Annotated in this window: 12 protein-coding genes; all 12 read right to left on the bottom strand. The window is 53.6% G+C overall.

Annotated elements, in window-relative coordinates; all coding sequences use genetic code 11:
• Positions 1-95: 95 nt before the first annotated feature.
• Positions 96-1,055, bottom strand: a complete 960-nt coding sequence (locus ACTVDO_RS07685) for an ABC transporter permease (RefSeq protein ID WP_442901293.1) — start codon at positions 1,053-1,055, stop codon at positions 96-98.
• The gene (locus ACTVDO_RS07680) at positions 1,056-2,102 is read right to left on the bottom strand and encodes an ABC transporter permease (protein WP_020959410.1); all 1,047 of its coding nucleotides are present in this window, start codon (positions 2,100-2,102) and stop codon (positions 1,056-1,058) included.
• Entirely contained in the window at positions 2,099-3,628 is a 1,530-nt protein-coding gene (locus tag ACTVDO_RS07675) for an ABC transporter ATP-binding protein (protein WP_020959409.1), read from the bottom strand. Before ACTVDO_RS07675 ends, ACTVDO_RS07680 begins: the two co-directional genes overlap by 4 nt.
• A 124-nt stretch (positions 3,629-3,752) precedes the next feature.
• Entirely contained in the window at positions 3,753-4,844 is a 1,092-nt protein-coding gene (locus ACTVDO_RS07670) for a BMP family lipoprotein (RefSeq protein WP_442901292.1), read from the bottom strand.
• A gap of 82 nt (positions 4,845-4,926) precedes the next feature.
• Positions 4,927-5,658 carry a GntR family transcriptional regulator gene (locus ACTVDO_RS07665; RefSeq protein WP_020959407.1) on the bottom strand — a complete coding sequence of 244 codons (732 nt, stop codon included), beginning with the start codon at positions 5,656-5,658 and terminating at the stop codon, positions 4,927-4,929.
• 209 nt (positions 5,659-5,867) lie between these two features.
• Positions 5,868-8,198, bottom strand: a complete 2,331-nt coding sequence (locus ACTVDO_RS07660; protein WP_020959406.1) for an FtsK/SpoIIIE family DNA translocase — start codon at positions 8,196-8,198, stop codon at positions 5,868-5,870.
• Between the two features lie 108 nt (positions 8,199-8,306).
• On the bottom strand, positions 8,307-8,531 hold the full coding sequence (locus ACTVDO_RS07655; protein ID WP_020959405.1) for a YlzJ-like family protein: 225 nt from the start codon (positions 8,529-8,531) through the stop codon (positions 8,307-8,309).
• Entirely contained in the window at positions 8,528-9,265 is a 738-nt protein-coding gene (locus tag ACTVDO_RS07650) for a ClpP family protease (RefSeq protein ID WP_020959404.1), read from the bottom strand. The genes ACTVDO_RS07655 and ACTVDO_RS07650 overlap by 4 nt, the downstream gene beginning before the upstream one ends.
• Before the next feature lie 117 nt (positions 9,266-9,382).
• Entirely contained in the window at positions 9,383-11,053 is a 1,671-nt protein-coding gene (locus ACTVDO_RS07645) for a ribonuclease J (RefSeq protein ID WP_020959403.1), read from the bottom strand.
• 179 nt (positions 11,054-11,232) lie between these two features.
• A complete protein-coding gene (gene dapA, locus ACTVDO_RS07640) occupies positions 11,233-12,102 on the bottom strand; it encodes a 4-hydroxy-tetrahydrodipicolinate synthase (protein WP_020959402.1) in 870 nt (289 codons plus the stop codon).
• A gap of 5 nt (positions 12,103-12,107) precedes the next feature.
• Positions 12,108-13,361: an aspartate kinase gene (dapG, locus tag ACTVDO_RS07635; RefSeq protein WP_442901291.1), complete on the bottom strand. Its 1,254-nt coding sequence runs from the start codon at positions 13,359-13,361 to the stop codon at positions 12,108-12,110.
• Positions 13,362-13,381: 20 nt separating this feature from the next.
• Complete coding sequence (gene asd / locus ACTVDO_RS07630) at positions 13,382-14,425, bottom strand: aspartate-semialdehyde dehydrogenase (RefSeq protein ID WP_442901290.1); 1,044 nt, start codon at positions 14,423-14,425, stop codon at positions 13,382-13,384.
• Positions 14,426-14,514 lie beyond the last annotated feature (89 nt).

Here is a 14,514-nt window from a genome sequence, read left to right as displayed (position 1 = left end):
TTGCCAAGCGGAAAATGCAAATAAATCCACCCCGCTTCCCGGCCGGAACAACAAAAAAAAACGGCTGCCCGTTTACTTACGGACAGCCCGTTTTCTTACCGTTTTCCTTTCACATATGGCGTGCCGGCCGCTTTCGGCGCTTCGGCGCGGCCAATGAAGCCGGCGAGCGCTAAAATCGTGAGCACATAAGGGGCAATAAGCAAGTAGACGGTCGGAACGTTTTGCAAAAATGGAATCGTTTGTCCGACGATGCTTAAACTTTGTGCCAACCCAAAAAACAGCGCCGCCCCCAGCGCGCCGATCGGATGCCATTTGCCAAAAATCATGGCCGCAAGCGCCATAAACCCGTGCCCGGAAATGGTGGCATGACTGAAATCGCGGGAGATGATCGTCGCATACACCGCACCGCCCAGCCCGCCGAGCGCCCCGCTGATCATCACGGCAATATAGCGCATTTGCGTAACGTTAATCCCCATCGTATCAGCCGCCATCGGGTGCTCGCCGACGGCGCGCAGCCGGAGGCCAAACGGGGTTTTGTAAATGATGTACCAAGACAGAAACGCCAGCAAAACAGCGATATACGACGGCGCATATGCGTTGGAAAACAGCAGCGGACCAATGACCGGAATATCACTTAATATCGGTACATCAATTTTGTCAAATCCGACTTGAATTTGATCAGTTTGTCCTTTGCCGTACATTTTTTTCACTAAAAACAGTGACAAGCCAAGCGCCAAAAAGTTGATCGCCACTCCGCTGACGACTTGGTCGGCGCGAAACGTGACCGAAGCGACGGCATGCAACAAAGAAAACAATGCGCCGACCACGATGGCTGCTGCCAAGGCGAGCCATGGCGTCAATGAACCGAGCTGGTCGGCAAACGTTAGATTAAAGACAATGCCGACAAACGCACCGATGATCATCAGCCCTTCGAGCCCGATATTGACAACGCCGGACCGTTCGCTAAACACGCCGCCAAGCGCGGTGAAAATAAGGGGAGCAGCAAAGAAAATCGCTGTTGGAATAATCGTTTGCAACACGTCATATACGCTCACTTACTCCGCCCCCTTTTGCCAACGAGATAACAGCCAACGGATCATATAGCTCGATGCGACAAAGAAAATAATGAGCGCGATAATAATATCGACGAGTTCGGTTGGCACGCCGGCGCCTGACGGCATCTCCAGCGCCCCGACTTTCAAGGCGCCAAACAGCAAGGCGGAAAGCAAAATGCCAAACGCGTTGTTGCCGCCGATTAAAGCGACGGCGATGCCGTCAAATCCAAGGCCGGTAAACCCGGCTTTCGTCGAAATATTGCCGAACGTGCCGAGCCCTTCCATCGCCCCGGCCACGCCCGCAAACGCTCCGGAGATGACCATGGCTAAAATAATGTTGGCGCGCACGTTCATGCCAGCGTACTGTGAAGCATGCTGGTTGAATCCGACCGCCCGCAGCTCAAATCCTTTCGTCGTTCTTTCAAGCAAAAACCACATGACAAACGCAGCAGCAATGGCGATCAAAATGCCATAATGCACCGTCGAGTGATACGTAATGGCTTCCAAAAACTCCGATTGGAGCGAGGCACTCTCCTTGACCGGATCGGACTTGAAGCCCTCATCGGACAGCACGGAACGGATGATCGCGTTCGTCACGTGCAAAGCGATATAGTTCATCATAATCGTGATGATGACTTCATGCACTTTTACATACGCCTTTAGTACGCCCGGAATCAGCCCCCAAAGCGCCCCGGCGAGTGCAGCGGCCAAAATGGCAAGCGGCAAGTGGATGACCTTCGGCAAGTCAAACGACACCCCGACCCAAACGGCGGCGAGCCAGCCGACGATCAGCTGCCCTTCGACCCCGATGTTAAACAAGCCGGTGCGAAAGGCGAAAGCTACCGCCAGCCCCGTTAAAATATAAGGCGTCGTCTGGCGGATTGTTTCTCCGATGTAATACGCATCGCCAAACGCTCCGTATATGAGAGAGCCAAAGCCAGCGACCGGATTGTAGCCGCTTGCGAGCATGACGATCGAGCCGACGATCATGCCGAGCAGAACGGCCAACAGCGGAATCAAAAACTGCTGAAGACGATTCGACCTCATGACGACACACCTGCTTCCTTCCGTTTACTTCCGGCCATCAGCAGCCCGAGTTCCTGTTCCGTCGTTTCTTTCGGATCAACGATGGCGATAATCTTCCCCTCATAAATAACGGCGATCCGGTCGCTGACGTTCATCACTTCATCGAGTTCGAACGATACAAGCAACACCGCTTTCCCTTGATCACGCTGCTCAATGAGCCGCTTATGGATAAACTCAATCGCCCCGACATCAAGCCCCCTTGTCGGCTGAGCAGCGATCAATAAATCTGGGTTGCGGTCGATTTCACGGCCGATGATCGCTTTTTGCTGGTTGCCGCCGGATAACGCCCGTGCTTTCGTATACTCATCCGGTGTGCGAACATCAAATTCGCGAATGAGTTGGCGTGCTTTGTCATAGATCGCTTTAAAGTTCAGCACGCCCCGCTTCGAATATGGCGGCTTGTAATACGCTTGCAGCACCATGTTTTCACCGATCGGAAAATCGAGGACAAGCCCGTGCTTATGCCGGTCTTGCGGAATATGGCCGACGCCGGCTTCCATAATCCGGCGCGGTGATAAATTTGTAATATCGCGGCCATTGAGCTTCACCGTACCGGATTCCACTTTCAGAAGGCCGGTAACTGCTTCAATCAGCTCGGTTTGCCCGTTGCCGTCAACCCCGGCAATGCCGACGATCTCCCCGGCGCGCACCGTCAAACTCAGGCCGTTTACAGCAGGAATGCCGCGGGCATCTTTCACGACCAAATTCTCGATTTCAAGCACCGGCGCCTTTGGCTCAGCCGGCTTTTTCTCGGTCGTAAACTGCACCTCGCGGCCAACCATGAGCGCGGCCAGTTCGTTCGGATTCGTTTCGGCGACCTCAAGCGTCGCGATCCCTTTGCCGCGGCGGATAACGGTGACGCGGTCGCACACTTCCATAATTTCTTTGAGCTTGTGCGTAATTAAAATGATCGATTTTCCCTCGCGGACGAGCGTGCGCATAATTTCGATGAGCTCGCGGATTTCCTGCGGCGTCAGAACCGCTGTCGGTTCGTCAAAAATTAAAATGTCCGCGCCGCGATAGAGCGTCTTTAAAATTTCGACGCGCTGTTGCATACCGACGGAAATATCGGCAATTTTCGCTGTCGGATCCACCGCCAGCCCATACCGCTCCGACAGTTCACGCACTTCCTGTTCAGCCCGCTTGATGTCAATCGTTCCCGCCCGTGTCGGCTCACTGCCTAAAATGATGTTTTCCGTTACGGTAAACGTATCAACAAGCATAAAGTGTTGATGCACCATCCCGATGCCGAGGTCGTTGGCGACATTCGGGTCAGTGATGCGCACCGGTTTCCCTTTGACACGGATTTCGCCCCCATCCGGCTGATAGAGACCAAACAGCACGTTCATCAACGTCGATTTGCCGGCGCCGTTTTCACCAAGAAGGGCGTGAATTTCCCCCTTTTTCACCTGCAGTGTAATGTTGTCGTTGGCGACAAACGTGCCGAATACTTTGCGAATATTGAGCATTTCAATCACGTATTCCAAGTAATTCACTCCCTACTTCGGCAAGGTCAAAATCACAAAATGAGAGGCGGCAGCCAAACGGCCGCCCTTCATTTCATGATTTTGAAAAAGGCTAGCGGCGCGCACTAGCCTTTTTCCACTTTCATTATTTAACCGTTGCCGCAAATTGTTCGTACTCTTTCCGGCTCGACGGCACTTTCACATCACCATTGGCGATTTTTTCCTTCCATTCATCCACCGCTTTTAGCACATTGTCCGGGATGTTGTCTTGCGTCGGGGCAATGCCGACCCCGTTTTCCGGCAAGCCATACTCAATTGTTTGGCCGCCCGGGAAATCGCCAGCCTGCGCCCGTTTGGCGACATCATAAACAGCTACGTCGACTCGTTTGACCATCGAGGTGAGCGTCACATTGTACGTCTTGTCGCCGACTTTCACTTCTCCTTCCGGCGCTTGGTCTTTATCGACGCCGATGACCCAAATTTCGCGGTTCGGATCTTTCTTCTTCAAGTCTTTTGCTTCTGAAAAGACGCCGTTTCCGGTTCCTCCGGCCGCGTGGTAAATAATATCAATGCCGGAAGCGTACATGCTCGAGGCGATCGCCTTCCCTTTATCGGCTTGGTTAAACGCTCCAGCATATTGCACTTCGACAGTCGCTTTCGGGTTGACCGCTTTGACACCGGCACGGAAGCCGCTTTCGAATTTCTCAATCAACGGAATTTCCATTCCGCCAACGAAGCCGATTTTATTCGTTTTCGTCATCAGCCCGGCCACAACGCCGACAAGAAACGACCCTTCATGCTCTTTAAACGTAATGCTGGCGACATTTGGGGCATCCACAACTGTATCCACAATAGCAAAGTGTTTTTTCGGATTTTGCTCCGCGACTTCTTTCACTGCATCCCCCATCAAATAGCCGATACCGTAAATCAAGTCAAAGTCGCTGCGCACAAGTTTGTTTAAGTTTGTCGGATAATCGGCATCGTTCGTGGATTGCAAATAGTCATAACCGCCGCGCCCTTTTTCGAGGCCGTTATCTTTCCCGAACTTTTGCAACCCTTCCCAAGCCGACTGGTTGAACGATCGGTCGTCGACGCCGCCTACGTCCGTGACCATGGCAACGCTGAACGTATCTTCTTGATTATTGCCTCCCGCGTTGCCGCCATCTTGGCCACAGGCGCTAAGCAGCGTGCCGGCGGCGAACAGAACGGAGAGTGCCCAGCCGAATCGCTTTTTCATGCTCCATTACCCCCTGCTTGAAAAATTTGTTCCTAATTAGTATGAAACTTCCGTTCTCTTTCTATGTACTGATTTCACCCCCTTAAAAACCGAACCGTTTCCGCATGACATGAAAGCTGAACTTGTCGGAGCGGAAGTAGTTCGTTGAATAAAAAATCGGTTCGTCATTTTTATCGAAATGCATTTGTTTGAGCACAAGCAAGGCCGTCTCCGGATCGCATTGCAAAATCGGCGACACTTTTTCGTGGTAGCCGAGCGGTTCAATGCGCGCAACGGCATAGGCAATATCGCGGTGTGCCTGATTGTGCAAGTTTTCAAACAGCGACTCATGCTCATACGAAATGCCTCTCGGCAAATATTTACATAAAATTTTATCAAGGCAATAGACGACCGGCTCCCCATCAGCGGTGCGCACCCGCTCGATCAGCAAAATCTCATCATCCGTCCGGCATTGAAAGCGGCGCATATCGTCTTCGGTCGGCTGTTGGATAGAGGAAGACAAAAAAATCGTGCCCGGTTTGCGCCCGGCTTGGCGGATCATGTCGGTGACGCTTGTGAGCTGCTCGATGCCGGACGTAAACAGCGGTCGGGCATTGACAAACGTCCCGACGCCATGGCGGCGGATGATGATATTTTCCTCCTCAAGCACCCGCAGCGCTTCCCGCAGCGTCGCCCGGCTGACGCCGAGCTGCTTGGCGAGCTCAAACTCGGATGGAAGCTTTTGCTTTTCTTTGTACACTCCAGTTTCGATATCGTGTTTAATGCGGTCAATGACTTGCAAATAAAGATGGCGACTGTCTGATTTGATTGACATGACAACGTCCTCCACGTTACGCATTTCCCATGAGATCAGACCTCTGACATTAGACATATAACCTTTTCGAGATTACTATAACATTTTTTACCCGGCAAATAAATAGGGATAATCCATTTTTGTCGAAAAAAAAGAAATATGACCGGCAGCGCTTCCAATATGCTATACTGTTGGACAGGCAGGTAAAAGGAACCTGCCTGTTTTCCTGTTTATGACGTCTTTTTGAAATCTTCTTTTGACCAAAGAACAGCGCGTGGCTTGCTTCCTTCATACGGGCCGACGACGCCGCGCTCTTCCATGGCGTCGATGAGGCGGGCAGCCCGGTTGTAGCCAATGCGGAAGCGGCGCTGCAACATCGACACAGAGGCACTTTGCATTTCGACGACAAGGCGGACGGCTTCTTCGTACAGATCATCCTCAAGTGCCGGAGAGTTCGCCTCGCCCTCTTGAACGATCATTTCCTCATAGTATTGCGCCTGTTGCTGGCTGATGACAAACTGAACGACCTCTTCGACTTCTTGGTCGGATACAAACGCCCCTTGGACGCGCACCGGCTTCGAGGCCCCCATCGGCAAAAACAGCATGTCGCCGCGGCCAAGCAGTTTTTCCGCCCCGCCCATATCCAAAATGGTGCGCGAATCGATTTGTGACGAGACGCTGAAGGCGATGCGCGACGGAATGTTTGCTTTGATGACGCCGGTAATGACATCGACCGACGGGCGCTGGGTGGCGATGATTAAGTGGATGCCGGCGGCGCGCGCCATTTGCGCTAGGCGGGTGATCGCCTCTTCAACATCCGAAGATGCCACCATCATTAGATCGGCCAGTTCGTCGATGATGACGACAATATACGGCAAAAGCGGCTGCTGTTCCGGCACCGCCTCGTTCTGTTGACGGATGTGTTCGTTATACCCTTCAATGTTGCGTGTGCCGGTATGGGAAAACAGCTCATAGCGCCGTTCCATTTCCTGCACGACTTTTTTCAGTGCCTGGGCTGCTTTTTTCGCATCGGTGACGACCGGCGTCAACAAATGAGGAATGCCGTTATAGACGCTCAACTCCACCATTTTCGGGTCGATCATCATCAGCTTGACCTCGTGTGGTTTCGTGCGCATAAGCAGGCTGACGATGATGCCGTTAATGCAGACGCTTTTGCCGCTCCCCGTAGCACCGGCGATCAATAAATGCGGCATTTTGTTCAGTTCAGCGGCGACCACTTCCCCGGAAATGTCGCGGCCAAGCGGGATCAACAGCTTTGCCTCAGGCCGCGTATGCTCGACGGCTTCCAACACTTCGCGCAACGAGACGGTGGCGATTTCTTCGTTCGGCACCTCAATGCCGATCGCTGATTTTCCGGGAATTGGAGCCTCGATGCGGATGTCTTTCGCCGCTAGGGCGAGCGCCAAATCATCGCTTAAACTGACGATTTTGCTAACTTTCACCCCGACGTCCGGGTATACTTCGTATTTCGTCACCGCCGGCCCGAGATGCACTTGCGTCACTTTCGCCTTGACGCCAAAGCTTTGGAACGTTTTCTCCAATTTGCGTGCGTTGGCGTAAATGTTGGCATGGTCAGCCGATTGTCCGGCCGGTTTCGGCAGGCTGAGAAGCTCAAGCGGCGGCAAATCATAGTTGGTGTTTTCATGCTCGGAAAACGCCAGCGGCGGCGCCGGTGCGTCCCCGTTCCCGCCATCGCCGCCTTCGATTGGCGGCTGTTTCTCCTCTTCCGGCTCGACCGCCGACCGGACGGCGGCAAAATCGGATATGATCGGCGGCGGCGAAAGCAGCTCGTCCTCCGATTCAGCAGCGCCGGCTTCACCCGGCTCATCTTCGGGCCGGGCGGCCGCCCGCCGCGAACGCCGGTTTCGTCCGGCGTTGGCCCGCCGCTTTCGTCCTGCCAACCATTGCCTCATATCCGCAACAAACGCTAGCCATTCCTGACGCATAAACGCCGCCGCCAAGACGATCAGTCTGCCGACCGTTTCACGCAGCGATTTTCCCGTCAGTACGATGAAGCCGACAACGAACAACAGAAAACAAATCCATTTCGTCCCAAGCGCATCAAACAGCTGGTAGCTGGCGGCAAACAACAAGGCGCCGACCATCCCGCCCCCCAAATCGACAGCGGCCTCCTTGCCATTCGCTTCGTTCCAAAACAGCGCCCATGTCGTGCGAATGACGCTTGGGTCGAGTTCACCGCGCCGCGACATGAGTTCAAACAGCTTCCCATGGCTTAACAACAAGAGCGCCGCTGCAATGACGGAGGCGCCGACAAACGGGCGGCTCGCCCATGACGGCCACTCCCGCTTCCACATCAGGATAAACGATAAAATGAATAAACCGCCCACTAATAGCATGTACCATTCGCCGAAAAAAAAGCGGCTGACGAGCACGAGCGTTTCCCCGACAAGCCCGAGACGGGCCATCGCCACAACGGCAACAGCCAACAGCCCGAGGCCGATCAATTCAAAACGGATCGCCTCCGTCCATGGCTGCTTCTTTGGCGGCTTTCCTTTTTTTTGTCGCTTTCGTTTCGCCATGATCGCTCACTCCAGCATGAATGAATTGGCAAGCCGGAAAAAAGCAGCCAACAATGGCTGCTTTTTTCTGTTTCCTTATTATTATAGCATGAACGGCCGCACAATTCATTACGATGTTGCTGCGGAAATTGAAAACCGCGCCCCGGGCGCATATTTGGCGTTTAAAAAATGGTAGGGATTTGTGCTTAAATTTTGCACGATTTCATATTCGCCCGTATCCACGATTTGGACGAGAAATGGAATGCCGTCGTAGTACACCATTTTTTGCTTTTCATATGCAGCCGCATCCGTTGGAAACATCAAGTGTTCCGGCATGACCGTATATAAAATCATTGGACTATCTTCCCTTCGCCGCCTTTTTTCATCTCGATCAACTGCCGCAGCTTCGCCATCGCCTGCGATACGCCGCCAACTTCATCGATCAGCCCGTACCGGACGGCGTCAGGTCCGACGACGTTCGTTCCGATGTCGCGCGTTAAATTTCCTTTCGAAAACATGAGCTCTTTAAATTTTTCTTCGCTAATATTGGAATGTTTCGTCACGAAACGGACGACGCGCTCCTGCATTTTATCCAAATACTCGAACGTTTGCGGCACACCGATGACAAGCCCGGTCAGACGGATCGGATGAATCGTCATCGTCGCAGTCTCGGTGATGAACGAGTGGCTGCACGAAACGGCGATCGGCACTCCGATCGAATGGCCCCCGCCAAGCACGACGGAAACGGTCGGTTTTGAGAGCGAAGCGAGCATTTCCGCAATGGCGAGCCCGGCTTCGACATCGCCGCCGACGGTGTTTAAAATGACGAGCAACCCTTCGATTTTCGGATTTTGCTCAATGGCGACAATTTGCGGAATGACGTGCTCATATTTCGTTGTCTTATTTTGCGGCGGCAGCTGGACATGGCCTTCAATTTGGCCGACGATCGTCAGACAGTGGATATTCGTATCCGGCTCTAGTTGCGGGACGTTCGTTTGCCCAAGCTGGGTAATGGCCGCGGTCGCCTCTTCTGTCTTCGTTTCGGCTTTTTCCTCCGTCTCTGCTTGGAAGTAACGCTCCTTCTCCATCCATTTCTTCTCCTTTCTGTTGATCATACGTTTAGTATGGTCGAAAGGAAAAAGAAAAATGCCGGCAACGGCTGACCGTTTCCAGCATTTCCCCCGTGGACTTTGAGCATGATTGCATTATACTTCCATAATAATGGGCAAAATCATCGGTTTTCGCTTCGTTTTCTCAAATAAAAACTGGCTTAACGCTTCGCGAATGTTCGCCTTTAACGATGACCATTCGAGCATGTACGACTCGAGGCAGCGCTCGATGATCGCCGCCACCATTTGTTCCGCTTCCTCAAGCAGTGTTTCGGCTTCACGCATGTAGACGAACCCGCGCGAAATGATTTCCGGCCCGGCGGCAATCGTTTTCGCTTCCTTGTTCAGCGTGACAACCGCGATCAAAATGCCATCCTGCGATAACAAACGTCTGTCGCGCAACACGATATTGCCGACATCGCCGATGCCAAGGCCGTCGATTAAAATGTTGCCGTATGGCACTTTGCCGCCAGGGCGGGCAGTGCCGTTGCGGAATTCGATCACTTCGCCTTTATCGAGCAAAAATGTCCGCTCTTCCGAGATGCCGACCGCCTTCGCCAGGCGGGCGTGCGCTTTTTGCATCCGATACTCCCCGTGCACCGGAATGAAATATTTCGGCTTCATGAAATTGAGCATTAACTTTAATTCTTCCTGGCAACCGTGCCCGGACACGTGCACTTGCCGATCGCGGTAAATGACGTTCGCCCCGGCGCGGTACAGGGCGTCGATCGTTTTCGCGAATCCCAGTTCATAGCCTGGCATGACGGAAGCCGCAACGATGACGGTGTCTCCTTCTTTAATATTGACCTGTTTATTGGCCTGCCGCGCCATGCGCCAAAGCGCGCTCATCGGCTCGCCATGCCCGCCGGTCGTCAAAACGACGAGCTCACGATCGCTGTAACGGTCCAGGTCATAGGCAGAAATTGTCACCTTGTCCGGAAGATGCAAATAGCCAAGGCGAACCGCAATATCCATGATTTTATGCAACGTTTTGCCGATTACCGCCACTTTGCGTCCGGATTGGTGGGCAGCGTAAAGCACTTGCTGGATGCGCGTAATGTTTGAAGCGTAGCAAGCGACAAACACGCGCCCTTTCGCATGGCCGATCACATCGGTGATCTCATGGGCGACGGCTGTATCGGAACCACTATATCCAGGGCGTTCAGCGTTCGTGCTGTCCGACAGCAGGCAGAGCACCCCTTGTTCGCCGATTTGCGCCATTTTCCCCAAGTCAGCGCGGTTGTTGCCGTACGGTGTTTGGTCAAACTTAAAATCGCTCGTGTATACAATCGCCCCTTGTGATGTATGCAGGCTGATGCCGATGGAATCGGGGATGCTGTGAATCGTGCGGAAAAACGTCACTTTGGCCTTATCAAACGACAATTCAGCGTCAGGATGAATCTCGTTCAGATTGGCGTTCGTGATGCCTTGTTCTTTTAAAATGGCTTCCACCAAACCGAGCGTCAGCTTCGTGCCGTACACTGGCGCAGACAGCTGCTTAAGCACATAGGCGATCGCCCCCATATGTTCCTCATGCCCGTGGGTGAGAAAGATCGCCTGAATGCGGTGCTGCCGTTCAATTAAATAAGCGATGTCCGGAATCACCTTGTCGATGCCAAGCATTTCATCTTCCGGATACATGACCCCGGCATCAAGGACAAAAATGTCCTCGTCCAATTCGACGACATACATGTTTTTACCGATTTCCCCGACTCCCCCGAGGGCGAAAATACGGATTTTTTCTACCGGCTTTATTTTGGATTTCAAGGCTGCGTCCTCCTAATTGTGATGCTAACCCGCTCAAAGTCACTTGCTTTTATTATAACGAATCGGCGCTGAAAAACACAAGATGGATCATCAGCCAGTCAATGGATTTCCCCGTTTGGACAAAAAAGCCCCAACGCCCGAATCGGCGTTGGGGTCAGGCAGCTGAACGCATGTGGTCATCAGCTATCAAGCAGACGGCTGAGCTCGCTCCGCTCTTGCTCGGTGAGCGGAACGAGGGGAAGACGCACCGGACCAATGTCTAGCCCGCGCATTTGCAAAGCGGTTTTCACCGGCACCGGGCTCGGCGCGGCGAACAATCCTTTCATGAGCGGCAGCCATTTCCGATGCAGCGCGGCGGCGGCTTGATGGTCGCCGGCTTGGAACGCACGGATCATTTGCTGCATTTCATTGCCGATGATGTGCGAAGCAACCGAAACGACGCCGGCGCCGCCGATCGCCAATACCGGGAGCGTCAAGCTGTCATCACCGCTATACAGCAGGAAATCGTCCGGAGTTCGCTCAATGATTTCCGCCATCGCTTCCAAGTTTCCACCCGCTTCCTTGACGGCAACGATGTTTGGAATCGCTGCAAGCCGGATGACGGTTTCAGGGGCGAGATTCACCGATGTGCGCCCCGGCACATTATACAGCATGACCGGAAGCGATGTGCTTTCGGCAATCGCTTTAAAATGCTGGTACAGCCCTTCCTGGTTGGGCTTGTTGTAATACGGGGCGACGAGCATGATGGCGTCGACGCCCGCCTCCTCCGCCCGCTTCGTCAGTTCAATCGACGCGCGCGTATCGTTCGTCCCCGTCCCGGCAATGACCGGCACACGGCCGTTGACGGCAGAAACGACGTGACGGAACAACGCAACTTTTTCCTCTGCCGTCAAGGTCGGCGATTCACCAGTCGTGCCGGCGACAACGAGCGCGTCGGTGCCGTTGTCGAGCAAATAGTTGACGAGCTCCGTCGTTTTCGCTAAATTCAAGTTTCCTTTCTGGTCAAATGGCGTAACCATCGCCGTTACGATGTTTCCGAACTGAACCACTGTTTTCACTCCTCGTTCCAAATCGCTTCATATCCGCCCGCCTCCGCTTCAGACAGACAAAAGGCGTCATGCAGGGCGTTGACCGCTTTTTCCATGTCACTCTCCCTCACTAGCACCCAAATCGTCGTATGGCTGTCGGCCGACTGCAAAATTCGAATGCCTTGCTCGGATAAAGCGGTGACGATTTTCGCCGTCACCCCCGGCACGCCGGCAATGCCGGCACCAACGACCGATACTTTGGCGCAATGAGGTGTCACGGCCGGCTCGTAACCGACACGGCGCAAAGCGGCAATCGCTTTTTCCGTCATATCGCCGCTCACCGTGTAAACGACGCCGTATGGCGAAATGTTAATAAAGTCGACGCTGATCCCTTCGTGAGCCATCGTCTGGAACACATCGGACTGCAGTTCATAATGTCCCTCTTTCGCCAGCACTTTGATTTGCGTGACGTTGGCGACGTACGTAATGCCAGTGACAAGCCGCTCTTTCACATCGCTTCCTTTTTGGCCGCGGACCGATGAAGTGACGAGCGTCCCAGGAGCATCGGAATACGTCGAGCGGACACGCAGCGGCACTTTCGCCTGCATGGCGATTTCCACCGCACGCGGGTGAATCACTTTCGCCCCTTGATATGCCATGTTGCAAATTTCCGTATACGTCACGACTTCAAGCGGCCGGGCGCTTTCGACAATGCGCGGATCGGCGGTCATGACACCGTCGACATCGGTAAAAATGTCGACCCGCTCGGCGTTTAAAGCGGCGCCAAGCGCTGCCGCCGATGTGTCGCTTCCGCCGCGCCCAAGCGTCGTGATGTCGCCATTTTCCGCCATGCCTTGAAAGCCGGCGACGACGACGACATCGTACTGCTCAAGTGCCTCAAGAAGGCGGTCGCAGCGCATTTCAAGAATTTTCGCGTTCGTATGATCGCCGTTCGTGCGAAATCCGGCTTGTGCGCCGGTGAACGCCGCCGCCTTAATGCCGTGCTCGTTGAGCAAATTGCTAAATACGACGCTCGAAATGATTTCCCCGCACGCCATTAACATATCTTGTTCGCGCTTCGTCACATGATGGCCGGCGCCACCGATCAAGCCAAGAAGCGTATCGGTTGCGTACGGATCGCCATGGCGACCCATGGCCGACACGACCACGACGACTTTGTAGCCGTCTCCAAGCGCCTTTTCAATATGGCGGCGCGCCATGTTCCGCCCGCGCTCATCGCGGACGGACGTGCCGCCGAACTTTTGGACGATGATTTTCATGCTAACACCTCGATGCTTATTCAAATCAGCCCGAGCTTCAATAAACTTTCCGCAATTTGCACCGAGTTTGAGGCTGCTCCTTTTAGCAAGTTGTCGGCAACGACCCACAGATGGAAGGCGCGGCGATTGTCCAAGTCGCGCCGGATGCGGCCGACAAAAACGTCATACTTTCCGACGCAATCCGCCGGCATCGGATACAACTGCTCGTTCGGATCATCTTGCAAGACGACGCCCGGCGCTTCGCGAAGCACCGCCTGTAGATCGGCAGCGGTAACGCCATCTTGTTCGATTTCGATGTACACCGACTCCGAGTGGCCGCTCGCCACCGGAATGCGTACGCACGTCGCGGCGACACTCAGCTCAGGCATATGCATAATTTTTTTCGTTTCATTAATCATTTTCATCTCTTCAAATGTAAAGCCATTGTCTTGAAACTTATCGATTTGCGGAATGGCGTTGAATGCCATTTGATAATGTTTCCGATCCGATTTCACCGGCAAAATGTTCGCCTCGACCGGCTTGTTTTCGAGTACGGCTTTCGTCTGCGCATACAGCTCTTCGATGGCTTGCGCCCCGGCCCCGGAAACAGCCTGGTACGTTGAAACGATGACGCGGGATAAGCCAAATGCCTTCCGAATCGGCTCAAGCGCTACAACCATTTGAATCGTCGAGCAGTTCGGATTGGCGATAATGCCGCTATGCCACGTCAAGTCGCTTTCATTCACTTCTGGAACGACAAGCGGCACATTTTCGTCCATCCGAAATGCGCTCGTATTGTCGATGACGACCGCCCCGCGCCGGACAGCTTCCGGCGCCAATGCTTTCGACACCGCGCCGCCGGCGCTGAATAAGGCGATGTCCACTCCGTCGAAACGCTCGGGCGCTGCCGCTTGCACCTCAATTTCTCCGCCGCGGAAACGCATTTTTTTGCCTGCCGAACGTTCCGATGATAACAACGTTAATTTTCCGACCGGAAAGTTCCGGTCTTCAAGCGTCCGCACCATTTGTTGACCGACTGCCCCCGTTGCTCCGACGACAGCGACATGATATTGTTTTTGAGCCATCAACCATTCTCCTTCCACATCGTCACTCTAAGAAGTGAATTCATAATTTTTATTTTATCACATTCCGCTGCGGACGAGAGAAAATTTTT

Source organism: Geobacillus sp. BK01, assembly GCF_052220245.1.
Lineage (GTDB): Bacteria > Bacillota > Bacilli > Bacillales > Anoxybacillaceae > Geobacillus.
Note: the sequence above shows the minus strand (reverse complement) of the source record. Positions and strands in the feature narration are given on the sequence as shown.

Coding starts and splice junctions, on each gene's coding strand:
- ACTVDO_RS07670 (WP_442901292.1), bottom strand. CDS start 4,844: ATGAAAAAGCGATTCGGCTGGGCACTCTCCGTTCTGTTCGCCGCCGGC.
- ACTVDO_RS07655 (WP_020959405.1), bottom strand. CDS start 8,531: ATGATTTTATATACGGTCATGCCGGAACACTTGATGTTTCCAACGGAT.
- ACTVDO_RS07660 (WP_020959406.1), bottom strand. CDS start 8,198: ATGGCGAAACGAAAGCGACAAAAAAAAGGAAAGCCGCCAAAGAAGCAG.
- dapG (WP_442901291.1), bottom strand. CDS start 13,361: ATGAAAATCATCGTCCAAAAGTTCGGCGGCACGTCCGTCCGCGATGAG.
- ACTVDO_RS07665 (WP_020959407.1), bottom strand. CDS start 5,658: ATGTCAATCAAATCAGACAGTCGCCATCTTTATTTGCAAGTCATTGAC.
- ACTVDO_RS07650 (WP_020959404.1), bottom strand. CDS start 9,265: ATGGAGAAGGAGCGTTACTTCCAAGCAGAGACGGAGGAAAAAGCCGAA.
- ACTVDO_RS07680 (WP_020959410.1), bottom strand. CDS start 2,102: ATGAGGTCGAATCGTCTTCAGCAGTTTTTGATTCCGCTGTTGGCCGTT.
- asd (WP_442901290.1), bottom strand. CDS start 14,425: ATGGCTCAAAAACAATATCATGTCGCTGTCGTCGGAGCAACGGGGGCA.